The following is a 22,719-nucleotide window of genomic DNA, read 5'->3' as shown; positions in this document are numbered from 1 at the left end:
GTGCTTCCGGCCGACGAGGGGAACAGCATGGTGAAGCGCTTCGAGCGCCTGAAGGAAATTCAACGCCTGGACCCTGAACGGGACTTTCTGGAGATCTACCGGTTCACCGTGTCGTACGAATTTCCCTGGGACATCACCCGGGCTCTCGAACTCGCCCTGTACCGCACCTATGCGGTCCCCAGCATCGGACGACTGCTCGCGGCGACAGGAGAACTGACGGAACGTTCACAGAAGAGGTACGACGACACCGCACTACTTCTCGACACCGTCGTCGAGCACGGCTTCGACAGCGAAGCGGGCCGTACGGCCGTCCGGCGGATCAACCGGATGCACCGCAGTTACGACATCAGCAACGACGACATGCGTTATGTGCTCTGCACGTTCGTCGTCACCCCCAAGCGCTGGCTCGACACGTATGGGTGGCGCAGACTGTCCGGCCATGAGATGCGCGCCTTCGCCGTGTACTACCGCACCCTCGGCGCCCGCATGGGCATCCAGGACGTGCCGCAGACGTACGAGGACTTCGAGCGTGCCCTGGACTCCTACGAGGACAAGCACTTCGGCTGGGACGAGGGCGCACGCGCGGTCTCCGACGCCACCCTGGCCCTGATGGGCTCCTGGTACCCGCGCCCGCTCGCGCCCGTGATCCGAAGGGCCAGCCTGGCCCTGCTCGACGACTCGCTGCTGCGGGCGTTTCGGTACGAGCGGCCGGGCCCCGTCGCCCGGGGGCTGACGCGCGGCGCTCTGCGCCTGAGAGCGCGAGCGGTGCGGCTCCTACCACCGCGTTCCACCCCGCACTACGCCCGCCAGAACCCCGAGATCAAGGGCTACCCGGACGGCTACGAGGTGGCCCGGCTCGGCACGTTCCCGACGGCGGGCGTGCGTGGCTGTCCCGTGCCGCGCGGACGGCCCTTTGGCGGAACGGTCGAGTGAGCCGGGGGCGGCCCGCCGAAGCTGCGGGGTGGTTCAGCCGGGCCGTACTGCCGTGGTCACGGCGGCCGTTCAGCCGGCTCGTACGGCCAGTGCCAGGAACCGGCTGTCCTCGTCGGTATACGCGTCCAGACGCCAGCCCGCGGCTGCCAGCAGGAGGGTGAGAGAGGGCTCGGCCCGGAGATCGTCGTCGGAGAGGGTCCGGCCGTGCCTCGCGGCAAGCACGGCTCGCCCGACGGGGTGGAACAGGGCGAGCCGGCCGCCTGGGCGCACCACCCGCGCCAGCTCCGAGAGTCCGGTCCCGGGGTGCGAAAGATGCGAAATCAGCCCGGCGGCGAAAACGGCGTCGAGAGCCCCGGCACGCAGCGGAAGCCGTGCGGCATCCGCCAGGAGCAGGGCGCCGCTCGCTTCTCTTCCCGCTCGCAGGGCCACCTGCAGCATCGCGGGCGTCAGGTCGGCCCCGAGCACCGTCCCCCCGGGCCCGACCGCCGTCCGCAAGGCCGGCAGCGCCCGCCCCGTACCGCAGCCCGCGTCGAGCACGGCGGCGCCGGGACGCAGACCGAGTTCGCTGACGGCGGCGGCATAGGCGGGGCCGTCATCGGGGAAACGGCTGTCCCATTGCGCCGCCCGGGCGGAGAAGAATTCCTGGACGTGTGTGTGGTCGTCTGCCATATGGACATGATCGCCCAGTCCGCACCCGAGCGAAACGGCACGATGCTGTGCACACGTTTGCACGCTGCCTGATCGTTCGGAAACATATCCCCGCGCCTTTCGAGCTGCGCACTTGGTGCGCGCCCCGAAGCGGTCCAGCATTTCGGGACCATAAGGGCCTGGGCCACGCCACCTTCGGCTGGCTGACTCCCGCGCTGTCGTGAGCGAGGGCAGCGATCGGCGACGCCCTCGAGCTGCGCCGCACCGTCCGCGCACTCCGCACCAGCGGCCGTCACGCTGTACCAGGCTGCTCACCCCGCATCCCCCTTGGGCACCGGCAGTTGCGCGATGCATGTCGTCGCCATGCCCGGATTCGGTGCCATCGGCACCGAAATCCGCTACGACGTGCCGCTCACCCTTCTCCGCCTCCTTGTGGCGATGCTGGTGGTGGGAGCGGGCGTCTTCGCCGTCGGCCACAGCCGCGACCGCTCGAGTGCCCTAGGCCGAGGGCGGCGACGTCCTGCGCGCACTGGATCTGGACCGGGGAACGCCCGTCGTCCTGTGTGACGCGCGCGACCGCGCCCCGGGAAAGAGGTCCTGATCCGCGTGGTCGAATGTGACGGACGGTGCCGGACGGATGCACACGGCGAGGCTCCTCCACTCGTTCGGCGCAGGGGAAGGGCCTGGCGTGAGACGAGGGCCCCGGCAGGGGCGCCCGTCTCCAGGTCCTGTGCCGGAAGCCCGTCTTGGACGAAGAGCGGACCGTGGCGCGAAGCGACGCCCCCGGTGTGGGGTGGCGCTTGCCCGCAGGCGGGCCGTACGCAAGGCTTGCACGGAACGCGGCGACGGACCAACGGGGAGGACGAGCACATGGCGCTGGACCGGGGACTTGACTGGCTCCTTGACGATCTCACCAGCCGGGTGGAGCACATCCAGCATGCGCTCGTGCTGTCGAACGACGGGCTGGTGACCGGGGCCAGCACGAGTCTGGCCCGGGAGGACGCGGAGCATCTGGCGGCGGTATCGTCCGGGCTGCAGAGCCTGGCCCGCGGGTCGGGCCGTCACTTCCGGGCGGGAAGAGCACGCCAGACCATGGTGGAGTTCGATGAGGCTCTGCTCTTCGTGACGGCGGCAGGGGACGGCAGCTGCCTGTGCGTTCTGACCGCCGCCGAAGCCGATGTCGGTCAGGTCGCCTACGAGATGACCCTGTTGGTCAACCGGGTGGGCGAACACCTCGGCGTGACGGTACGGCAGGGCGTCGAAAGCATCGACCGTCTCTGACGTGCTCCTTCTGTGGATGCTTGCGAGTTGTCCACAGGCTTTGCGAGGGAATTCTCCCCGAGCTACCGTGGTCACACAGAGTAGTCGACTCACGGGGGAGGACGGTCATGACCGTTACGGAAGCCACCCGCACGTACACCGCCGACGCGGCAGCGCCGACGTGCGTGTCCGCGGGCCGCGCAGCGCGAGAACTAAACCTGAAACGCGGCGAGTTCGATCTGGCCGTCCATCTGGGACTGATCGGTGCGGAGCCGGCCGCGGGCGGGGCGAGGCCGCGGATCCGGCAGGAGGAGATCGACCGGCTGCGCGCTCTGCCGGGGTTCCCCGAATCGCTTCGGGACCAGGTGCGTACAGCGGGTACAGCGGAAGGCGCCACACTGCTCGGTGTGAGCCCCGTGCGCTTCACCGGTCTGGCCCGCGTCGGATGCATCTCCCCGGTCGCGTTCTATCTGAACCGCTATCGCACGGTGGTCTGGCTCTATCTGGTGGACGAGCTTCTCGCCTTCGCGGCGAGAGAGCCCGATCTGCTCGCGGGGAAGAGCCCGGTAGGGATGAGGACCATGCTGGACGAAGGCACCGACCGGCGTGCACGCAACTGGCGTTCACGCAGGGTCGACCAGCTGCTCAGCCGGAACGACGATCCGTGGGCACGCGCCGCCTTGCAGGCATCGGCTCTTGACCCGGTCCAGCTGGCGGAGGTGGTGGAGGACCCCTACGAGCGTGCCTACCTGGCCCGGGTGCAGCCGGATCCCGCCTTCGCGCGCCCGGGGTCCGTCTCGGGGAGGGAGGCCATGGTGAGGCTGATACTGGCGGATGATCCGGACGAAATCCTATGGCGCCGGGTGAATCTGACGCTGGAGTTGGAACACGCGCGTGAGGTCCGCCCCGCTCCGCGACCAGGAATCGAGCCCGCGTTCCGCCCGATGCCGGACCGACGGGATGCGGACGGTCCGGTGTTGCACGGTTCAATGCCGAACGGCTCGAGGCCTGTGTCCGGGCGGACCGGCCGGGTGCCTCGTCGCTCCGGTATCCAGGCCGGTGTCGTGCGGGGGCTGCTCGTCCGGATCGGGCTGCGCGGGCCTGGGTGCAGAGATCGGTAAAGCGATTGCGCCGAACTGGTGGCGCGGCCATCCTGGCCCCCATGCTGATCAGAGATGCCACCGACAAGGACTGGCCCGCCATCTGGCCGTTCTTCCGAACCATCGTAGCCGCAGGCGAGACCTTCACCTACCCTGTGGATCTCTCTGAAGACCTGGCTCGAGGCTGGTGGCTGCTCCCCGAGCCGGGTCGCACGGTCGTCGCGGTCGACGACACCGGGACGGTCCTTGGCACGGCCAAGATGAACCGCAATCACATGGGCAACGGTTCCCACATCGCCAGTGCCAGCTACATGGTCAGTCCGGATCACTCCGGCCGGGGCGTGGGCAGGGCTCTGTGCGCGTACACCGTGGACTGGGCAAGTAAGGCGGGATATCGCGCCATGCAGTTCAATGCCGTGGTGGAGACGAACACCCACGCCCTACGGCTGTACCGCTCACTCGGCTTCGAGATCATCGGGACCCTGCCCGAGGGGTTCAAGCACCCCGCAGAGGGCTATGTGGGGCTCCACATCATGCACAAGGCGCTCTGACCCTCTTGCCGGCCGCCGGACCGGCCGCGAGCCCAGTGGCTTCCGGCCAATCCTGGAGTGTCCTTCATGTCCCAAGTAGCGGTGATGTGGGCGTGGTTGCTGCATCGCTGAGACATGGGGCGGGTGTGCCCCCTCAGGGGCGGGGGCAGTACTGTGCGCCCCACCGCCATCCCAGCGGTGTACTCATATGGAGGAAGAATTCATGACCATACCCAGGAGATCGTGGCGTGGCGCGGGAGCATTCGCGGCCGCCGCGGTAGTCGGCCTGGCGGGCGGGGTCATCTCCGCCGGTCCGGCCGCAGCTCACACCCTCACCTGGGCCGTGACCTGCTCCGAAGTGACGCTCAACCTGACGGCCTACTCGGGTGACGCCACCAACGAGGTGACCGTCTCCGTCCTGGGCGGCGAAGACCTTCTGGCTACGACCCAGTTCGGCCGCGACTTCAGCACGAAGGCCCCGCTCCAGCTCCCGAAGCACGACAAGGAGCTGACCGTCCGTCTCGTCGTCAAGGCAGGGGACAGCGACAGGTACTCCGTCGACGAGACGAAGACCGCTCCTGTGTGCGAGGGCGACACCCCGTCGCCCACCCCGACCGAGGAGACGCCTTCGGAGGCCCCGAGCACGGAGGCCCCGAGCACGGAGCCGCCGGCCTCGGAGCCGCCGGCCTCGGAGGCCCCCGAGCCGAGCGAGACCGCCACGGAGGCCGCGCCGGCTCCCGCGGAGTCGAGCAGCAGCGCGCCGGACCTGGCCGAGACCGGTTCGTCGTCCGCCACGCCCGTCATCGGCGGAGCCGCTGTCGCGGTTCTGCTCGCCGGCGGCGGCATCCTGTGGTCCGTCCGCAAGCGCCGCAGCGTGCAGCACTGACGCGTCCGCGAAGTCCGGAACGGCGGCGGTAGAACGCCGCCGGCTCGGCTGGGGGCGCACCGCATCGCTCTGCTGCGGTGCGCCCCCGTGGCGTTCCATCGCAGCCCACAGGCTCAGGACGCGGGGCCGAGCTCGCACCAGACGGCCTTGCCCTCTCCACGGGGCTCGATGCCCCAGTGTTCAGCCACCGCGTCGAGAAGCAGCAGCCCCCGCCCGGAGGTCGACGTCTCGCCCGGAGTGCGCCGTCGCGGCCACACACTGGAGCGGTCCTGGACCGACAGCCTGATGCGCCGAACGGGCTCCGGCAGCACCTCCAGCGTCAATACCGCACCGCCCTCCGTATGCAGCAGCACATTGACGAGCAATTCCCCGGTGATCAGCACCGCGTCATCCGCCAGGCCTTCGAGGTCCCAGTCCGTCAGTGCCTGACGCACGATCGCTCGGGCATCGGAGAGCCCTTGCGGGTCCGCCTGATGAATGTACTGGTGCAGCCGGGGAGCACGCGGCGACCCGAGATCCGGGCTGCGCCGCAGGACCAGCAGCGCAACGTCGTCGCCCGAACCCCACCGTTCCCACAGCCGGTCCGACAGATGGTCGGCCAGCGCCTCGGCACCGTCGGGCCCGCCGCTCACCTCATGAATCAGCGCGTCGACACCCGCGTCGACATCGGCACCCGGTTCTTCGACCAGCCCGTCGGTGTACAGGACGAAAGTCTCGCCCGGCACCAGATCGAGGCGGGTCTCCGGATACTCCTCGTCCCGGAAAACCGTGGAGATTCCCAGCGGCATGCCTCCGCGCACCTGAGGGACACCCACCCGCCCGTCGGTGTGCCTGATCAGCGGCCCGAAGTGTCCGGCGCGCGACACGCGCGTCGCCCCCGTGGCGAGGTCCACCTGCGCGTACGTCGACGTGGCGAACCGGTCGGTGTCCAGCTCGGCGAGGAAGCGAGAGGCCCGCGCCAGTACGGTCGCCGGGGGGTGCCCCTCGGAGGCGTAGGCGCGGAGGGCGATACGCAGCTGGCCCATGATCGCTGCGGCGTGCGTGTCGTGTCCCTGCACATCGCCCACCACGACGCCGATACGGCCCCTGGGCAGCGTGATCACGTCGTACCAGTCGCCGCCTACCTCGCGCCCGCTCCACGCCGCGTGGTACCGGACCGCGATCTCTCCGCCCTCGATCTCCTGGATCCGCCGCGGAAGCATGGCGGCCTGGAGCCCCGTTGCGAATTCGCGTTCCTCGTCGAAGAGGATCGCACGCTGCAGCGACTGGGCCACGATGGCGGCCAGCCCCAGGCACAGGATCCTCTCGTCCGCGTTGAACACCGTGCGTTCCCGGTAGAAGAGCGCGAGCCCGCCGAGCGAGCGGGCCTGAGCTATCAGCGGAAGGTAGGCGACGGCGCGGAAATTCAGCTCGCCGATGTGCGGTGCGAGCACCGGATAGCGCCGGATCAGTGAATCGAGTGAGCTGATGAACCGGGGGCGCCCGCTGAGGATCGTGTCGCCGAGGGGCAGCGTCGCGTCGAGCTGCCCGGAACCCAGGCCTTCGAGCACCTCCACCGAGTCACCGCTCAGCGCGATGATCGTGAGCGCGGAATTCTCCACCAGCCCGAGCGCCAGCCCGTCCGCACCGATTCCTACCAGTCCGCCCGGGCCGGTGAGCGCGGTGGTGACATCGTCCACCGTCACCGCACGGGACATCGCGGCGGTGGTGGCTTCGACGATGCTCGTCCGGTGACGGCGCCGCTTCTCCAGATCCAGCGCGATGGCCGAATGGGTGACCTCGGCCGTCGCGTCCCGCACCACACCGATGACGCGGTGCGCCCGGCCGTCCTCGGACCGCAGGATGCGCGCCTGTACGTGCGTCCACTGGCGGGTCCCGTCTTCCACGGGCACCTGAAAGTGGACGCTGTAGGAACTGCTCCCGCCGGAGATGGCCTCGTCGATGGTGACGTCCAGGCGTGCGCGGTCCGCCGCGTCCAGCCGGTCGATCACCGCCGACGGTGACGCGTCGAACGTCGCGGGATCCAGGCCGAAGACCATCAGCCCGGATTCGTCGACATCTATGGTCCGGGCATCCAGATCCCATTCGAAGCTGCCGGTCCGGTTCATGGCAAGTCGCTCCGCGATCCCGGTCTCACCTGCGTGTCGCCGGTCCGGCCGGCGCCAGGGCGTCGCTTCGCCGTCTGCTCGCTGTGAAGAGTCGGTCATGCCTGCTCCGGAGGTCGTCCGGCGGGGCTGCTGGACATCGCGGCCCGTAGTTCTTAATTGTCGAGCCCGTGGTTCGGGAGTGCCACAGCGGTGCCACGGGGGACCCGGTGCCGGGCCCTCGCCCCGGCCGTCGCAGAATGGCACGCAGGATCATCCACGGCCGACCGGAGCGCATCTATGAACGACGACGAGCCCGTCCTGCTGCATACCGAGGGTCACATCCTGCACGTCACCCTCAACCGGCCCCGGGCCCTGAACGCGCTCACCCACACCATGGTGCGCGGCATCGGCGAGGCGCTCACGCTGGCCGCCGCCGACGACGCGGTCACCGCCGTCGTGATCGCCGGAGCCGGCGGGCGGGGCCTCTGCGCCGGCGGCGACATCAGGTCGATCTACGAGGACGCCCGCGCGGGGCGTCGTGCCTCCGTGGACTTCTGGCGTGACGAGTACCATCTCAACGCCCGGATCGCCAGATTCCCGAAACCGTACGTGGCGCTCATGGACGGCATCGTGATGGGTGGCGGCGTGGGCGTATCCGCCCACGGTGGCATGCGCATCGTCACCGAGCGCTCACGCGTTGCGATGCCCGAGACCGGAATCGGCTTCGTTCCCGACGTGGGCGGCACCTACCTGCTGGCCGCGGCACCGGGTGAGCTCGGCACCCACCTCGCTCTCACCGGCCGGGCCGTCGACGCGGCCGACGCCATACTGTGCGGGCTGGCCGACCGCTTCGTCCCGTCGCACCACCTCCCCGACCTCACCACCGAGCTCGCCGGAAGCGCGACACCCACCGAGGTGACGGAAACCGTGCGGCGATTTGCGACCGGTGCCCCGGAAGGAGAACTCGCGGCGCACCGGGCATGGATCGACGACTGCTACGCCGCCGACACCGTGGAGGAAATCGTCGACCGGCTGGTGAACAGCGGAGTGCCCGCCGCCAAGGAGGCCGCCGACGTGCTCCTCACCGCGTCACCCACCGCGCTCAAGGTCACCCTGGCCGCCGTACGCCGCAGTGCACGGCTCAGTAGTCTGGAAGCCGCCCTCGATCAGGAGTTCCGTGTCTCCTGCCGGGCCTTCACCGGCCATGACCTGGTGGAGGGCGTTCGCGCCCGGATCATCGACAAGGACCGTGCCCCGCGATGGTGCCCCGCCGAGATCGGCGATGTGACCGCCGCCGAGGTCGCCCGCCACTTCGAGCCGCTCGGCGACCAGGAACTGGGCCTGGCTTCGATCTGACCGCCCCGCCCCTACATCGCCCCTGGCCCCACCCGCCCGCGTCGGCAGAGGGGGCCGGAGGGCCTCTCATACGTGTACCGCCAGCCGGTCCGCCGCCCGGTCCCAGGCTCCCGGGTCCCCTTGCGGGGTGTAGTGGCGCAACTCCTGGGTGCGCGCGACCAGACGACGCATGTCCGTCAGCCCGCCCACCAGCCCGTGGGACCGGGCCTGAAGCAGCACATTCCCGAGCGCGGTCGCCTCGGCGGGCCCCGCCGTGACCGGCAGGCCGGTCGCATCCGCGGTCCACTGGCACAGCAGCTCGTTGCGCGAACCGCCGCCGACCAGATGGATGCGTGTCAGCTCGCGGCCCGCCAGCTCAGCGCCCTCGCGCAGTGTTCTGCGATGGGCCAGTGCCAGGCTTTCCAGTACACAGCGCACGTATCCGCCGGGACCGACCGGCGTCGCCTGGCCGGTCCGGGTGAGCGCGGCGTCGATCCGCGACGGCATGTCACCCGGCGCAAGGAACTCCGGATCGTCCGGGTCGATCACTGCGGCGAACGGCCGGGCATGCGCCGCGTCCGCGAGAAGAGCCGCCAGACCCGTCGACGTACCGGCGCGTTCCCACGTTCGACGGCATTCCTCGAGCAGCCACATCCCCATGATGTTGCGGAGATAGCGCACCGTGCCGTCCACACCGCGTTCGTTGGTGAAGTTCGCCGCCCGCGACGCCTCGGTCAGCACCGGTGCGTCCAGTTCGAGACCCGCCAATGACCAGGTTCCGCACGACACATACGCGAATCCCGGTTCGGTCGCCGGGACCGCGGCCACGGCCGATGCGGTGTCGTGCGAGGCGACGGTCGTCACCGGTGTGCCCGTCGGCAGGCCGGTGAACCCGGCTACGTGCGGAAGGAGGGTGCCTGCTCGCTCACCGGGTTCGCGCAGAGCAGGAAACAGTGAACGTTCCAGCCCCAGCCGCTCGATCAGCGCATCGGACCAGTCACCGGCACGCGCGTCGAACAGACCGGTCGTCGACGCGTTGGTCACCTCCGAGCCCCTTGACCCCGTCAGCCAGTACACCAGCAGATCGGGCATGAGAAGCAGGGTCCGGGCCGTCGGCCACTGAGCCGTCGAACGGTGGGCGGCCAGTTGGAAGACCGTGTTGAACGGCAGGTGCTGCAGTCCGCCGATGCCGTACAGTTCCTGCGCGTCGAAGTCGCGCAGGACATCCTCGGCAGCGGCGGTGTTGCGCCCGTCGCGGTAGTGGAACGGGAGGCCGAGGAGGGAGCCGTCGGAGTCCAGGAGACCGTAGTCCACGGCCCAGGTGTCGATGCCCACCGAGGTGACGGGGCCCCTACGGGCCGCCGCGCGCAGTCCTTCCAGCATGCCCTGGTACAGGGCGAGTACGTCCCAGCGGAGCCCGTCGGGGAGCCGGACCGGCGTGTTGGCGAAGCGGTGCACCTCGGTCAGCACCAGCTCGTCGGGGCCGGCCCTGCCGGTTATCACCCGGCCGCTGGTGGCGCCCAGGTCCACCGCGGCGAACACCGGGTCGCGTCGTGAAGTCGCAGACATGGAAACTCTCATCCGATCAGGGCAGAGCCGCGCCCCGGGTGCGCGCGGTACGGCATCCGGGGCGCGGCAGGGTGGCACACGGTCAGCGCAGGAAGGCCGCCGCCACACCGGCGTCGACGGGAATGTGGAGGCCGGTGGTGTGGGTGAGGTCTCCACCGGTCAGTGCGAAGACGGCGTTGGCGACGTGCTCCGGCAGAACCTCGCGCTTGAGGATCGTGCGCTGGGCGTAGAACTCGCCCAGCTTCTCCTCCTCGATGCCGTACGTCGCCGCGCGCTGGGCCCCCCAGCCCGCCGCGAAGATGCCGGAACCCCGTACCACCCCGTCCGGGTTGACCCCGTTGACCCGGATGCCGTGCTCGCCGAGCTCGGCCGCCAGCAGGCGCACCTGGTGCGCCTGGTCGGCCTTGGTGGCCGAGTACGCGATGTTGTTCGGGCCCGCGAACACGGCGTTCTTGGACGCGATGTAGATGATGTCGCCGCCGAGATCCTGGGCCCGCATCACCCGCGCAGCTTCGCGGGACACCAGGAACGAACCGCGCGCCATGATGTCGTGCTGCAGGTCCCAGTCCCGGGCCGTGGTCTCCAGCAGGGGCTTGGAGATCGAGATCCCAGCGTTGTTCACGACCAGGTCCACACCGCCGAAGGCGAGTGAGGCGGCTGCGAACGCATCGGCGATCTGTTCCTCGGACGTGACATCCACCGTCACCGCGACGGCCTTGTCCGGGCCGCCGAGCTCCTCGGCGACCGCCGCCGCGTTCTCGGCGTTCAGGTCCGCGACGACGACACACGCGCCCTCAGCGACGAGCCGGTGTGCAACGGCCTTGCCGATGCCCGAGCCGGCGCCGGTGACGAACGCGACCCGGGTCGCCAGCGCCTTTGCCTTCGGCATCCGGCGGAGCTTGGCCTCCTCCAGCTCCCAGTACTCGATGCGGAACTTCTCGGACTCCTCGATCGGCGCATACGTGGAGACGGCCTCGGCGCCGCGCATCACATTGATGGCGTTCAGGTAGAACTCCCCGGCGACCCGGGCGGTCTGCTTGTCCTTGCCGAACGAGAACATGCCGACACCGGGCACCAGCACGATCGCCGGGTCGGCTCCGCGCATCGCCGGTGAGTCTGGCGCCGCGTGGCGCTCGTAGTACGCGCGGTACGACTGCCGGTACTCCTCGTGGAGCACCTCGAGCCGGGCCACCACCTCCTCCAGCGGCGCGTCGGCCGGAAGATCGAGGACCAGCGGGCTGACCTTCGTACGGAGGAAGTGGTCCGGACAGGACGTGCCGAGAGCGGCGAGACGAGGGTGTTCGGCGCGCGAGAGGAAGTCCAGTACGGGCACCGTGTCGGTGAAGTGTCCCACCTGCGGCCGGTCCGTGGACGCCAGCCCGCGGATCACCGGAGCGAGGGCCGCGGCCCGCTCCCGGCGCGCATCCTCCTCCAGAGCTTCCCGCCCCGGGACCACGGGGCCGAAGGGCTCGGACCTGCCTTGGTCCTCGAGGAACGTCTCGGCGGTACGGATCATCCAGAGGGCATTGCGCTCGCATTCCTCGGAGGTGTCTCCCCAGGCCGTGATGCCGTGGCCGCCCAGGATCACACCGACCGCCTGCGGATTGGCCTCCTTGACGGCCGCGATGTCGAGACCCAGCTGGAAGCCGGGCCGACGCCAGCCTACCCAGGCGACCTTGTCACCGAAGCACTGGGCGGTCAGCTTCTCGCCGTCGGCCGCGCACGCCAGTGCGATCCCGGAGTCCGGGTGCAGATGGTCGACGTGGGCGGCCTCGACCAGCGCGTGCATCGCGGTGTCGATGGACGGGGCCGCGCCCCCCTTGCCGTGCAGGCAGTAGTCGAACGCCGCAACCATCTCGTCCTCGCGCTCCACCCCCGGGTACACACCCTTGAGCGCGCGCACCCGGTCCAGCCGGAGCACTGCGAGGCCGGCCTCGGTCAGTGTGCCGAGGTCGCCGCCCGAGCCCTTGACCCAGAGCAGTTCGGCCGCGCCACCGGTGACCGGGTCGGTCTCCGTCGCCTTGGCCGAGGCGTTGCCACCGGCGTAGTTGGTGTTGCGGGGGTCGGAGCCGATCCGGTGGGCGCGCTCCAAGAGCGCGGCGACTTCGGCGTGCGTCGCGGACGTCATGAGGGTTCCTTCGAGAAGAGGGGGCGGGCGGGTGCGGCTGGACGTACGGAGGGGAGGGGGCGGGACTCAGGCGCCCCAGCCCGCCTGTTCTCCACCCACGCGGTCGGCGGCGACGCGTTCCTGGTTACCGGAGGCGAGGTAGGCCGCGAACGGGTCGCGTGCCAGACCGAGTTCCTCGCGGACCTCGGCGAGCAGCGGCCGTACGTCCGTGTTGAACGCGTCCATCAGCACTCCGTTGGAGGCAAGGACATCACCGGAACGCTGCGCCTCGGTCAGCGCGTCGGCATCGATCAGCAGAGCCTTGGCGGTCGCTTCCTGGACATTGGTGACCGAGCGGATGACGGCCGGGATCTTGGCCTCGATGTTGTGGCACTGGTCGAGCATGAAGTTGACGTTTGTCTCGGCATCGAGGCCGCCGTTCTTGGTCACCTCGTGCATGATCCGGAACAGCTGGAACGGGTCGGCGGCGCCTGCCATGAGATCGTCGTCGGCGTAGAAACGGGAATTGAAGTCGAACGCGCCGAGCTTCCCCTCGCGCAGCAGGAACGCCACGATGAACTCGATATTGGTGCCCGGCGCGTGATGGCCGGTGTCGACGACGACCTGAGCCTTCGGCCCGAGCTTGAGGCAGTGGGCGTACGACGTGCCCCAGTCCGGGACGTCGGTGGTGTAGAAGGCGGGCTCGAAGAGCTTGTACTCCAGCAGCATCCGCTGGTCGTCGCCGAGCCGCTCGTAGACCTCGGCGAGCGCCTCGGCCAGGCGGTCCTGACGGCTGGAGATGTCGTCCTGGCCCGGGTAGTTGGTGCCGTCCGAGAACCACAGCTTGAGGTCGGGCGAGCCGGTGGCGTCCATGATGTCGACGCATTCGAGCAGATGGTCGGTGGCCTTGCGGCGGACCTTCGGATCCGGGTGGGTGACCGAGCCCAGCTTGAAGTCGTCGTCCTGGAAGACGTTGGAGTTGATCGCACCGATCCGCAGCCCGAGCCCTTCGGCGTACCGGGTCAGCGCCGCGTAGTCCTCCACCCGGTCCCACGGAATGTGCAGCGACACCTTAGGGGCGACTCCGGTATACCGGTGCACCTGCGCCGCGTCCGCGAGTTTCTCGAACGGGTCGCGTGGGACACCGGGCTGGGCGAAGACCTTGAAGCGCGTTCCGGAGTTGCCGTACCCCCAGGACGGCGTCTCGATGACCTGAGACTTCAGAGCTGCCTTGACGGCCGACACATCAGACATGAACACCTCGTAAGCAGAGTCATCCGGCGACCTGTCAGGATCGGGGATGTGAATCGTTTCATCCGGAACGTACGCTAGGTTTGAGCACTGCTTCTCGTCAAGCAGCTAGTCAAGTTTCTTCTTGATTTGAATCAATTCATCGCAACCGGTGAGCGCCTTCCGGTCAACTTGCCCGCGTCGGCCGGAGACCGAAAGGTCACATTTACACGGCGACGAGGGGCGGGAGAAGCTCCACCTCCTGCACCCGCCGCCCATCCGGCTTCGTCCCCAACCGGTGGGTGGGCAACTACGCGGAGCCCTGGGCAGCCGGGGTCAGAGGCCCGGAGCCGCCTGAAAAACTCCATCGAGAAGGTCTTCGAGATCTGCATCCGCACATCTCCCGAGCGCCTCCGGGAGGCGATCACCGATCCCGATATCAGAGCAGATACAGCTTCGTCGCCCGCGTGTCCTGGGACTGGATCCAGGGCCCATGCCCCGAGATGCGTGCGCCCGGCGCTCCCTGCCCGCTCGGTGAGGGGCAGAACCGACCGATTCCGTCGGCGACTCCTGCCGGCTGACCGTCACCCACGGAGAGCTCCGCGAGGACTCCGATGAGCCTGTACGGCGGCTGGCCGATGATCCTCTCCGGTCCGAAGATACCCTCACCACCTCCGGCTCGCTCCTGTACGGCGGTCGGTGGCCGACTTCAGCGGCCAGCAGCCGGCGGCACGCCGCGGTGGACGCCTCCGCGAAGCGCCCGGCCGGCCCCTCTCAGGAGCGGGGCACCCACCGCGACCAGGGAACGGTCAGCGACCGGAACCCGTCTGGCTCGGCTGAAGCTTCCTGACGATCGCGAAGAGCCTGTCCTCGTTCCCCGCGAGGCCCGCGCTCCGCAGAGCCTCATCGGCCTCTTCGATCGGGGAGCTGAGCAGCGGCATGTACAGGGGGGCGTCGGCCGGGTCGGCGAGCGCAGCGCGCGTGGCTGCCAGTAGACGGACGTACGCTTGTGCCGCAGCGATTTCGGTTTCGTGCATCTCAGCATCTCCCGGTCAGAGGTGTCGGACCGTCAAGCATTCCTCATGGGTCTGACAATGCCCCCGCGACCGCTACGGAAGGCCCCTCACGGTCGGACCGAAGGCGGCGGCTCGACCTCGAGAAAGCGCCGTCGGCGGGGCCCGCGGTACACCAGGGCGATCCAGCCCAGCCGCCGCAGCACCGCAGCGCACTCGGCCAGCGCCTCCGCCTCGTCGTGCGCCGCTCCGCTGCCCGGCGGGCCGGTCCACTCGACCCGCACCGGTCCGGGCGCCTCGCTCTCACACACGCGATAGCCGGTGGCGGTCCGCTCGCCCGACGGGCTGAGCGCCGACGCGGGTATCCCGGCGGCCTCCAGCGCCAACGCCACAGCCCGTAGCGGCCGGTGCAGCTCCCAGGGGGCCGGCGCACCCTCGGGATCTGCTGCCCCCGCCCGGGTCAGCCGCCTGATCTGAAGCATCCCGTCGAAGGCGGTTCGCACCTCCCCTGCACGCCCGCCCGCAGCTTCGGGGACGGCGGGGCCGTCGCCGGTCGCGGGCTCGAAGCCCCTCTCCTCCGACGCTCTCATGTCCAGCCCCCTTCACACCCGTTCCGTTTGGGCCAAGTGTGCGCCCGCCCACTGACAGTGGCCGCCGCCGGATCCGCACACACCCGTGAGCTCGGCGGGTACCGCACACCGGAGGAACCTGGTCACGGGCCCGACGACGTCCCGACAGCCGCACCCGGCACCGAACGGGCCGCCCTGCGCGCCGAATGCGCGAACTCTTTCGGCCTCTGCTGTGTCGCACCCACGCACGGACACCGCTCAGCAGACGTTCCAGGTCCTCCCGGTCACGAGGCAGCTTCACCAACTGCTCCGGTACCTGACGGAAGCCCTCACCCTGCCGGCCGCAACAGCTCGCCGCCGCCCTTCCGTGACGCCGACCTGTCCGACGCCGACCTCACAGGTGCCCTCTTCCTCACCCGGGCCCAGCTGAACGCGGCGAAGGGGGCAACGCGCCACGATACTGCCAAGTTCCTTCACCCGGCCTCCGCACCGGGCGGAAAGCAGGCCCGGTAACGCCTGAACACCCACGTCGGCTCCCGGCGGGTGGCGGGGAGGGCCGCCGGGCTCGGCCCGCTCCTTCAGGAGCCGGTGCGGATCCCCCCGCAGAAAGCCCAGGCCTCGATGTCGCGGTAGTGGATCGGCCCGCTGCTACGGCCGACGTTGCTGCCGACCAGGTGCAGACGTTCGGCGGGCCATCGCCGGCCGGCGAATCCGGCAAGACCGGCGGCGATTTCCCCAGCCGAGGACCTGTCTCCCCGGCGGGCACGGGCCAAGGTCAGATGTGGGCGCAGGGGACGGTCCTCGAAGGCGACACCGCAGCCCTTGACGGCGGTACGCACGTCGGTGGCGAGCATGTGCAGCTCGTCGAGGTCTCCCTCAATTCCGCTCCACAACACCCGTTCGTCGAAGTGGCCGCTGCCGCGCAGCGCCAGGCGAGGTGGCCGGTGGGCCGCCGCGAGGCCGGCGAGCGGCGGGCGTAGGAGCGGGACGGTTACGGCCGGAAGCTCCCCGAGGAACGCCAGGGTGATGTGCCAGTCCTCGATGCGGTTCCACCGCATGTGCGGGTGGGTGCCGTAGGCGGTGCGCAGTTCTCGGGCGAGTTCTTCCTTCGCGTGGTCGGGCGGGGCGAGGGCGATGAACACGCGAACGGTCGCGGGCCGGGTCTGTTCGTTCACACGGACTTCGTACCGCATGCGGAAAGCAGAGGTGACGGCCGCCCCCGGCGGCAGCCTGCCAGGCGGTGCCGGTGGTCGCGGGCTGTCCGCCGGGCGCGTTCCGTTCAGGGCTCGGCAGGCTCCGGGATCCGTGCCCAGGACCGGTGACAGTGGAGGTGCTCATGGCCGTCGAGTGGGTTCGACTCAGCCTTGACCTGGATGCGCCCGACCCGATTCGAGCCGTACCTGTAAAGGTGCCGGCAGAACGAGATCGAGTTCACGGCCACGGCAGCCGTGGGTGAAACGACCGAACATCGGCGCGCACCATACGGGTTGAACAAGATCTGCTCGGCCGACACCCGGAGCACGGGGGCCTGGGTTCGTCCTGGCGCCGATGTCGCTCCAGCCCGAGGGGCTTGCCATCCAGTGAGATGACCGCTGGTTCTGGAGAGCCACCGGAGACGGGGAATCGCGCTTGTTATGTGGGTTCTGGCCATCGGCTTCGCGTGCCAACGGCAGGACCTCGCTGCGGACCTCCCGCCGTCCGCGACAACGCCACGTTCATCGCCATGAACCGGCGACTCGGCTTCGTCGGCGACGAGGAACGAGTGGCGGCGACGTGACGGTCCCGGAGCCGTTCGTAGGGGGGAGCCGGCGGCCGTTTCTGTACCTCCGGCTCCGGTCGGCCCATGCCTCACCCGGGCCGTGGCCCGTCCCCCACATGGCCGGGCTCTTCCGAGCCTTCCTGCTCCAGCGCTGACTTGAGGCGCTCCAGCGTAGTCCGGATGTTTCCGCGCTGGAATTCCGCGAACGTATGCCCACGCGTCGCGACCCGGTCGAAGGCGTTGGCGACGAAGTCGGGCCAGGCCCGCCGATCGTCCGTCCAGGTCTCCGTGACGCGGGTGGTGCCGTCGACCGCCTCGAAGCGGTACTCCCACAGTGCGATGGCACCCGGCAGCCGTGGTCTCCGAACCCCGATCGCGTGCACCCGAAAGGCGAACCGCACGCCCGGATCGGCGGCCGTGACCGTGCACATGGTCGTCCAGCGGAAGGAACCGCGCTTGTTGCGGCCCTCGAAAACCATGCCGACATGAGCTTCCCGGTGCTCTCCGAGGATTCTCGCCCCCCGGTTCTCCGGACTCCAGCGTCCCATCGCGGTGGGATCGCTCAGCCGTTCGTACACGGCGGACGGCGACATCCGGATCAGGATGCTGTCGGATACGGACATGGTGCGGGGCATTAGGGGTACTCCTCGTCCTCGGCCGGCCGGTGTATCTCACGACAGCCGGACGGATCATGTGCGAACGGATGGCGGTGCCGGCTCGTTGGACAGTGTGGCGTACACACATCAGTGTCCTTGAAGCCGGACCGAGGAGCCCGGGTCGTCGCAGGCGACCGGAAGGCCTGCTGGCCGGGTGCGCCGCGGGGGAGTCCCTTGTCGAGAATGTCCTGGGCGTAGCTGCCGTTTGATGCCTTGATCACCGAATGGCCGATCTGCTGCGCGGTCCACCGGCTCTCCGTCAGTCCGTCCTCGATGGCGGGAATCGCCGGTGACGGACTCTGGATCGCCGACTACGGAGAAGTGGGCCGCCACGTATCGAAACAGTCTGGTGCATCCACCAGTACACCGACGACCCGCTCGACAAGAACGTGGCCCCCGCTTCTCCTCACGGAAGGCGATGCGCGCCTGGGTCACGGCCTATGGGCGGGGCGGGCTCCTGAGGCGGCGCGCGTCAACACGGACGCCATGAGCATCGGCCAGTCGAGTGTCCTTTGACAGCCAGTGGTGCATGCGCACGAAGATGACCTGCGGTCCTGCCGCGGGGAGTCCATTCTGGTCGCCGAGTCCGCAACCGGCCGTTGACCGAAGGAGTGCCGCAGTGACGACGAGGGGCCCCTCAGTATCGGCGGAAGCCGATGCCGCCTACCAGGACGAATTGCCTGTACGGCGTCGGCGGCCGGGGAACGTGGTCATCAGGTGGCTCACCAGCACCGACCACAAGACGATCGGCACGCTGTATCTGATCACCTCGTTCGCCTTCTTCATCATCGGTGGTGTCCTGGCACTCGTGATGCGCGCCGAGTTGGCCCGCCCGGGTACGCAGATCATGTCGAACGAGCAGTACAACCAGGCCTTCACGATGCACGGCACGATCATGCTGCTGATGTTCGCGACGCCGCTGTTCGCCGGATTCACGAACTGGATCATGCCGCTGCAGATCGGCGCGCCCGACGTGGCGTTCCCGCGGCTGAACATGCTCGCGTACTGGCTGTACCTCTTCGGCTCGCTGATCGCCGTGGCAGGCTTCCTCACCCCGCAGGGTGCGGCCGACTTCGGCTGGTTCGCCTACACACCGCTCACCGACTCGGTCCGCTCGCCCGGCGTCGGCGCCGATTTGTGGATCATGGGTCTGGCCTTCTCCGGCTTCGGCACGATCCTCGGTTCGGTCAACTTCATCACCACGATCATCTGCATGCGCGCCCCCGGTATGACGATGTTCCGCATGCCGATCTTCACCTGGAACGTCCTGTTGACCGGTGTCCTGGTCCTGCTGGCTTTCCCCGTCCTGGCTGCCGCGCTGCTCGCGCTGGAAGCGGACCGCAAATTCGGCGCACTCATTTTCGACCCGTCCAACGGTGGCCCATTGCTCTGGCAACACCTCTTCTGGTTCTTCGGTCATCCAGAGGTGTACATCATCGCTCTGCCGTTCTTCGGAATCGTTTCCGAGATCATTCCGGTATTCAGCCGCAAGCCGATCTTCGGTTATGTCGGTCTGATCAGTGCGACGATCGCCATCGCCGGCCTTTCGGCGACGGTGTGGGCACATCACATGTACGTCACGGGCGGTGTGCTCTTGCCGTTCTTCTCGTTCATGACGTTCCTCATCGCGGTGCCGACCGGTGTGAAGTTCTTCAACTGGATCGGCACGATGTGGAAGGGGTCATTGTCCTTCGAGACACCGATGCTCTGGTCGGTGGGATTTCTGGTCACCTTCCTCTTCGGTGGTCTGACCGGCGTGATCCTGGCCTCGCCGCCGCTGGACTTCCATGTCTCCGACTCGTATTTCGTCGTCGCGCACTTCCACTACGTCGTCTTCGGTACCGTCGTCTTCGCGATGTTCGCCGGATTCCACTTCTGGTGGCCGAAGTTCACCGGCAAATTGCTGGACGAGCGGCTCGGGAAGATGACGTTCTGGACGCTGTTCGTCGGCTTCCACGGCACGTTCCTGGTGCAGCACTGGCTGGGAGCCGAGGGCATGCCGCGCCGTTATGCGGACTACCTCGCCGCCGACGGCTTCACCGCCCTGAACGCGATCTCGTCGATCTCCTCGTTCCTGCTGGGTCTGTCGATGCTTCCGTTCATGTACAACGTGTGGAAGACCGCCAAGTACGGGAAGAAGATCGAGGTCGACGACCCCTGGGGCTACGGTCGTTCGCTCGAATGGGCGACGTCCTGCCCGCCGCCCCGGCACAACTTCCTCAGCCTGCCGCGGATCCGTTCCGAATCGCCGGCGTTCGACCTGCACTATCCCTCGATCCGTGCCCTGGAGGAAGCGGTGAACCGTCCGCACGAGTCCGTCACCGTCGCTCCTGGGGACAAGCAGGAATAGGCCCCGGGGCGACGGTTCGAGGAGAGGAAGTCCACGTGAAGCCGGACAAGGAGAGCGCCCGAGGCCTGGCTCAGGTGGAGGGCTATCTGCTCTGGAACGCCGAGGTCGAGGAGGCGCGCAGACAGGCCCGCCGTTTCGCCGACGCCCTGCCCTGGCTGACCACCGCCCAGCGTGCGGACGTCGAACGCGTCTACATCGCGGACAGGGTCAAGGTCTGCCGGGAGACGCTCACAAGGATCGCCGGCCGTGCCGTGGAACTCCGGGGCGAGTACACCGCACGCTACGACCGGCTCAGAGCCCGTTGCGTGGCGTTGTCCGTCCTGACCGTCGGCACAGTGGGCGGGGCCTGCGCCGCCCTGACACTGATCGGCCGCTGACGCGGTTTTCGGGCGCCTGGCCCCGCGTCAAGGCGCCCGAGGTCAGTGCCTCACCAGACAGAACGGATGCCCGGCCGGATCCGCGAACACACGCCAGCTCCGCGCGACGGTACCCCCGTCCAGCACAGTCGCTCCGAGCGCGAGCACCTGCTCCTGGGCACGGTCCAGATCCGGGACACCGAAGTCCAGGTGGAACTGCTGCGGGTGGGCGGGGTCCGGCCACCGCGGAGGCAGGAACTCCTCGACCCGTTGGAAGCAGAGCACCGGTCCGGACGGAGTGTGCACCGTCGCCCAGTTCTCGTCGAGAGCCCACCGCGTGTCGGGCCTGTCGGCCTCCCCGCCGAGCACGGCAGCGTAGAACCCGGCCAGCCGCGCAGGGGCGGGACAGTCCAGCACCACGCACTGCAATTCAGCGATCATGTGCCGCATCCTAGAAGCAGGCGCTCACCGTGTCGGGACCGCCCATGCCCGGTGGAGCTCGCAGAGATGCGCAGCGAGCAGCCCGGCGTGCGACGAGGGCAGTCCGGCGGCCGGGTGGTCCAACTGCACCGCACACGCCGTAGTGGTGTCGATGAGCCGTTCCACCGCACCCGCGACGCCCTCGGACCCGGCGGAGTGCCGTGCCACTGACGGAAGTTCGGCTGCAGACAAGTCGATCGCCGTACGTGCCGCTGCAAGCGACCGGTAGGCGTCGCGCCGCAGCGCTCCTCTCCCGGTGTGGTCTTCAGGAGAGTCCAGGACATGCCCCAGATAGAGGTGCGCCGCCCCCACCGCCGCGTCGAGAGCGGCCCGTACGGTGTGGCCCTGTCGGCCCGGCAGCGGGAGGTGCCCGACGAGAAGCACCGTCGCACAGGCGAGAAGTGATTCCACCACCCGCCCCCAGGAGGCGGACGGTTCACCGCCCAGGAGGACGAGGGACAGCACGAGCACGGTGGCCACCGCCGTCTGCACCGCGAAGTGACGGGTGGCGACCGGAAGAAGCGCGCCGCACAGCGCCACCGTCGCGACCAGCGGGAACGGCCCGGACACCAGCATGGCCGCGGCGCCGAAGACCGCGGCGCCCGCGACGGTACCCACGGCTCGGCACACCACCCGGGAGACCAGTGGCCCGAGATCGGGCTTCACGAGGAACACGGTGGTGGCGGGCAGCCAGTACCAGTGGTCGTGGTGCAGCCATTGCGCCACGACCGTACTCGTCGCGCAGCACATCGCGACCCGAAGACCGTACTCACGTCCTGCCGCGCTCCACGCCCGGCCGAGGACGGGAAAGTACCGGCGTCTCCCGTGCTTGCCCGGTGGCGTCCGGTCAGGGCGGTCGAAGACTGCCGCGGCCCGCAGTAAGGCGTCGTCCAGGGCCCGCAACCCGGCATCCGTGCGGGCCGGGGCCGGCAGCGGTCCGCACGGCCCGCCGGCCCGCACCGCGTTCGCCAGCCTTCGCGGGCCCTCCACGAGCCGGGCAGCGAGCGGGATCCCGGCCCAGGCCAGCGCGGTCGCTGCCTCGGCCAGCGGGAACGCCGCAGCGTACTGGGCGTGCAGCCGACGCTCGGCCGCGGAGCTCGCGTAGCGCCGCAGGCGTGGCCCGGCCAGAGCGTCCTGTGCCTGGTCGAGCGTGGCACTCAGTGCCGCGCGCCCAGCGAGGGCCTGCGGGCCACCCGTAGCCCGCAGGAGCCGGGCCACGGCGTCGTACACCGCCGCGACCGCCTCCCGCTCCCCGTCGAGCCGGTACGGCCCGCCGCCGAGCCGGCCCGGCGACGGCAGAACCAGCCGCAGCAGCAGGAGCCATCCCGCACCGGCCAGGAACAGCAGGGCGCGCAAGGGGCCCGGCTCCGGCAATGGCATGCCGGCCCCGATCACGACCGCGACCAGCACCTGTGTGCCGCACGCGGACGCAACGGGCCCCGTCGAACTGACCGCTCCCGCGACCAGACCCAGGATCCCGAACACGAGCGGCAGGAAGATCACGGACCGCCCACCGCCGACCGCTCCCGCGATCACCGTGCCGAGCAGCAGACCGGCCGAGCCCGCCAGAGCGGGAAACCCCAGCCGGGCGACCGAGGCCCGGCGGCTGCCGGGCCGGTCGTTGATGCCGGCCAGCATCGCGCCGAGGGCGGCGGGGACCCCGGCGGTCGGCCGCTCGGCGAGTACCGCCACCAGCAATGGCACGGCGGCCAGAGCTCCGCGCAGCACCGCGTTCCACGGGACAGGTCCGCGCTGGGCGCGCAGCACGTGGGCGAGCCAAGGGGGGAGTCGGGTGGCAAGGGCGAGACGAGAGGGCGTGGGCACCGTGCTCCTGTCCGCGAGGGAAGGCGT

General features: G+C 69.4%; 19 protein-coding genes and 5 pseudogenes. 12 read left to right on the top strand and 12 right to left on the bottom strand.

Annotated features, from left to right (window positions below; translation table 11 throughout):
• Positions 1–27: 27 nt before the first annotated feature.
• A complete protein-coding gene (locus ACWD04_RS20040) occupies positions 28–933 on the top strand; it encodes an oxygenase MpaB family protein (RefSeq protein ID WP_451133667.1) in 906 nt (301 codons plus the stop codon).
• Between the two features lie 69 nt (positions 934–1,002).
• Here the strand turns inward: ACWD04_RS20040 and ACWD04_RS20035 are convergent, their stop codons facing one another.
• Positions 1,003–1,602 (bottom strand): class I SAM-dependent methyltransferase, encoded by a 600-nt coding sequence (locus ACWD04_RS20035; RefSeq protein ID WP_451133665.1) that lies wholly within the window; start codon positions 1,600–1,602, stop codon positions 1,003–1,005.
• Positions 1,603–1,817: 215 nt separating this feature from the next.
• On the opposite strand from ACWD04_RS20035, the pseudogene ACWD04_RS20030 reads away from it, so the two are divergent.
• From ACWD04_RS20030 to ACWD04_RS20005, 6 genes and pseudogenes are all read left to right on the top strand, one after another.
• Positions 1,818–2,082: pseudogene (locus ACWD04_RS20030) on the top strand (MHYT domain-containing protein); the annotation flags it as partial.
• A gap of 13 nt (positions 2,083–2,095) precedes the next feature.
• Positions 2,096–2,251 (top strand): annotated as a pseudogene (locus ACWD04_RS20025) (ATP-binding protein); the annotation flags it as partial.
• Between the two features lie 200 nt (positions 2,252–2,451).
• Positions 2,452–2,862: a roadblock/LC7 domain-containing protein gene (locus ACWD04_RS20020; RefSeq protein WP_451133663.1), complete on the top strand. Its 411-nt coding sequence runs from the start codon at positions 2,452–2,454 to the stop codon at positions 2,860–2,862.
• A 107-nt stretch (positions 2,863–2,969) separates the two neighbouring features.
• Complete coding sequence (locus tag ACWD04_RS20015; protein ID WP_451133661.1) at positions 2,970–3,962, top strand: DUF6397 family protein; 993 nt, start codon at positions 2,970–2,972, stop codon at positions 3,960–3,962.
• A 41-nt stretch (positions 3,963–4,003) separates the two neighbouring features.
• The gene (locus ACWD04_RS20010) at positions 4,004–4,492 is read left to right on the top strand and encodes an N-acetyltransferase family protein (protein WP_451133659.1); all 489 of its coding nucleotides are present in this window, start codon (positions 4,004–4,006) and stop codon (positions 4,490–4,492) included.
• 202 nt (positions 4,493–4,694) lie between these two features.
• Positions 4,695–5,357, top strand: coding sequence for an LAETG motif-containing sortase-dependent surface protein (locus ACWD04_RS20005; protein WP_451133657.1), 663 nt, complete (start codon positions 4,695–4,697; stop codon positions 5,355–5,357).
• Positions 5,358–5,470: 113 nt separating this feature from the next.
• Here the strand turns inward: ACWD04_RS20005 and ACWD04_RS20000 are convergent, their stop codons facing one another.
• Positions 5,471–7,564: a SpoIIE family protein phosphatase gene (locus ACWD04_RS20000; protein WP_451133655.1), complete on the bottom strand. Its 2,094-nt coding sequence runs from the start codon at positions 7,562–7,564 to the stop codon at positions 5,471–5,473.
• Positions 7,565–7,741: 177 nt separating this feature from the next.
• On the opposite strand from ACWD04_RS20000, the gene ACWD04_RS19995 reads away from it, so the two are divergent.
• Positions 7,742–8,800, top strand: a complete 1,059-nt coding sequence (locus ACWD04_RS19995) for an enoyl-CoA hydratase/isomerase family protein (RefSeq protein WP_451133653.1) — start codon at positions 7,742–7,744, stop codon at positions 8,798–8,800.
• Positions 8,801–8,866: 66 nt separating this feature from the next.
• On the opposite strand, the gene ACWD04_RS19990 is transcribed toward ACWD04_RS19995, so the two are convergent.
• The 5 genes from ACWD04_RS19990 to ACWD04_RS19970 form a co-directional block, all read right to left on the bottom strand.
• On the bottom strand, positions 8,867–10,348 hold the full coding sequence (locus ACWD04_RS19990; protein ID WP_451133651.1) for a rhamnulokinase: 1,482 nt from the start codon (positions 10,346–10,348) through the stop codon (positions 8,867–8,869).
• An 82-nt stretch (positions 10,349–10,430) separates the two neighbouring features.
• Complete coding sequence (locus ACWD04_RS19985; protein ID WP_451133649.1) at positions 10,431–12,476, bottom strand: bifunctional aldolase/short-chain dehydrogenase; 2,046 nt, start codon at positions 12,474–12,476, stop codon at positions 10,431–10,433.
• 66 nt (positions 12,477–12,542) lie between these two features.
• Positions 12,543–13,709: an L-rhamnose isomerase gene (gene rhaI, locus ACWD04_RS19980; RefSeq protein ID WP_451133647.1), complete on the bottom strand. Its 1,167-nt coding sequence runs from the start codon at positions 13,707–13,709 to the stop codon at positions 12,543–12,545.
• Positions 13,710–14,494: 785 nt separating this feature from the next.
• Positions 14,495–14,722, bottom strand: coding sequence for a hypothetical protein (locus tag ACWD04_RS19975; RefSeq protein WP_451133645.1), 228 nt, complete (start codon positions 14,720–14,722; stop codon positions 14,495–14,497).
• A gap of 86 nt (positions 14,723–14,808) precedes the next feature.
• Positions 14,809–15,288: a hypothetical protein gene (locus ACWD04_RS19970; RefSeq protein WP_451133643.1), complete on the bottom strand. Its 480-nt coding sequence runs from the start codon at positions 15,286–15,288 to the stop codon at positions 14,809–14,811.
• 342 nt (positions 15,289–15,630) lie between these two features.
• Between ACWD04_RS19970 and ACWD04_RS19965 the strand changes: the two are divergent.
• Positions 15,631–15,787, top strand: a pseudogene (locus ACWD04_RS19965) (pentapeptide repeat-containing protein); the annotation flags it as partial.
• A 58-nt stretch (positions 15,788–15,845) separates the two neighbouring features.
• Here the strand turns inward: ACWD04_RS19965 and thpR are convergent.
• The 3 genes and pseudogenes from thpR to ACWD04_RS19950 form a co-directional block, all read right to left on the bottom strand.
• Positions 15,846–16,460 (bottom strand): RNA 2',3'-cyclic phosphodiesterase, encoded by a 615-nt coding sequence (gene thpR, locus ACWD04_RS19960; RefSeq protein ID WP_451133641.1) that lies wholly within the window; start codon positions 16,458–16,460, stop codon positions 15,846–15,848.
• A 655-nt stretch (positions 16,461–17,115) separates the two neighbouring features.
• Positions 17,116–17,661 (bottom strand): SRPBCC family protein, encoded by a 546-nt coding sequence (locus ACWD04_RS19955; protein WP_451133639.1) that lies wholly within the window; start codon positions 17,659–17,661, stop codon positions 17,116–17,118.
• A gap of 132 nt (positions 17,662–17,793) precedes the next feature.
• Positions 17,794–17,966: pseudogene (locus tag ACWD04_RS19950) on the bottom strand (NADP oxidoreductase); the annotation flags it as partial.
• A 1-nt stretch (position 17,967) separates the two neighbouring features.
• Between ACWD04_RS19950 and ACWD04_RS19945 the strand changes: the two are divergent.
• The 3 genes and pseudogenes from ACWD04_RS19945 to ACWD04_RS19935 form a co-directional block, all read left to right on the top strand.
• Positions 17,968–18,172 (top strand): annotated as a pseudogene (locus ACWD04_RS19945) (hypothetical protein); the annotation flags it as partial.
• Positions 18,173–18,301: 129 nt separating this feature from the next.
• Complete coding sequence (gene ctaD / locus ACWD04_RS19940; RefSeq protein ID WP_451133637.1) at positions 18,302–20,032, top strand: aa3-type cytochrome oxidase subunit I; 1,731 nt, start codon at positions 18,302–18,304, stop codon at positions 20,030–20,032.
• Between the two features lie 35 nt (positions 20,033–20,067).
• Positions 20,068–20,409, top strand: a complete 342-nt coding sequence (locus ACWD04_RS19935; protein ID WP_451133635.1) for a hypothetical protein — start codon at positions 20,068–20,070, stop codon at positions 20,407–20,409.
• A 42-nt stretch (positions 20,410–20,451) separates the two neighbouring features.
• Here the strand turns inward: ACWD04_RS19935 and ACWD04_RS19930 are convergent, their stop codons facing one another.
• Both ACWD04_RS19930 and ACWD04_RS19925 read right to left on the bottom strand, forming a co-directional pair.
• Complete coding sequence (locus ACWD04_RS19930; RefSeq protein WP_451133633.1) at positions 20,452–20,829, bottom strand: VOC family protein; 378 nt, start codon at positions 20,827–20,829, stop codon at positions 20,452–20,454.
• 24 nt (positions 20,830–20,853) lie between these two features.
• Positions 20,854–22,692: an FUSC family protein gene (locus ACWD04_RS19925; protein WP_451133631.1), complete on the bottom strand. Its 1,839-nt coding sequence runs from the start codon at positions 22,690–22,692 to the stop codon at positions 20,854–20,856.
• Between the last annotated feature and the right edge of the window lie 27 nt (positions 22,693–22,719).

Source organism: Streptomyces sp. NPDC002911 (assembly GCF_053591835.1).
Note: the sequence above shows the minus strand (reverse complement) of the source record. Positions and strands in the feature narration are given on the sequence as shown.

Bases quoted from the DNA above. Each gene is read 5' to 3' on its own strand.
- ACWD04_RS20040 (WP_451133667.1), top strand. From the start codon at position 28: ATGGTGAAGCGCTTCGAGCGCCTGAAGGAAATTCAACGCCTGGACCCT.
- ACWD04_RS20035 (WP_451133665.1), bottom strand. From the start codon at position 1,602: ATGGCAGACGACCACACACACGTCCAGGAATTCTTCTCCGCCCGGGCG.
- ACWD04_RS20020 (WP_451133663.1), top strand. From the start codon at position 2,452: ATGGCGCTGGACCGGGGACTTGACTGGCTCCTTGACGATCTCACCAGC.
- ACWD04_RS20015 (WP_451133661.1), top strand. From the start codon at position 2,970: ATGACCGTTACGGAAGCCACCCGCACGTACACCGCCGACGCGGCAGCG.
- ACWD04_RS20010 (WP_451133659.1), top strand. From the start codon at position 4,004: ATGCTGATCAGAGATGCCACCGACAAGGACTGGCCCGCCATCTGGCCG.
- ACWD04_RS20005 (WP_451133657.1), top strand. From the start codon at position 4,695: ATGACCATACCCAGGAGATCGTGGCGTGGCGCGGGAGCATTCGCGGCC.
- ACWD04_RS20000 (WP_451133655.1), bottom strand. From the start codon at position 7,564: ATGACCGACTCTTCACAGCGAGCAGACGGCGAAGCGACGCCCTGGCGC.
- ACWD04_RS19995 (WP_451133653.1), top strand. From the start codon at position 7,742: ATGAACGACGACGAGCCCGTCCTGCTGCATACCGAGGGTCACATCCTG.
- ACWD04_RS19990 (WP_451133651.1), bottom strand. From the start codon at position 10,348: ATGTCTGCGACTTCACGACGCGACCCGGTGTTCGCCGCGGTGGACCTG.
- ACWD04_RS19985 (WP_451133649.1), bottom strand. From the start codon at position 12,476: ATGACGTCCGCGACGCACGCCGAAGTCGCCGCGCTCTTGGAGCGCGCC.
- rhaI (WP_451133647.1), bottom strand. From the start codon at position 13,709: ATGTCTGATGTGTCGGCCGTCAAGGCAGCTCTGAAGTCTCAGGTCATC.
- ACWD04_RS19975 (WP_451133645.1), bottom strand. From the start codon at position 14,722: ATGCACGAAACCGAAATCGCTGCGGCACAAGCGTACGTCCGTCTACTG.
- ACWD04_RS19970 (WP_451133643.1), bottom strand. From the start codon at position 15,288: ATGAGAGCGTCGGAGGAGAGGGGCTTCGAGCCCGCGACCGGCGACGGC.
- thpR (WP_451133641.1), bottom strand. From the start codon at position 16,460: ATGCGGTACGAAGTCCGTGTGAACGAACAGACCCGGCCCGCGACCGTT.
- ACWD04_RS19955 (WP_451133639.1), bottom strand. From the start codon at position 17,661: ATGCCCCGCACCATGTCCGTATCCGACAGCATCCTGATCCGGATGTCG.
- ACWD04_RS19930 (WP_451133633.1), bottom strand. From the start codon at position 20,829: ATGATCGCTGAATTGCAGTGCGTGGTGCTGGACTGTCCCGCCCCTGCG.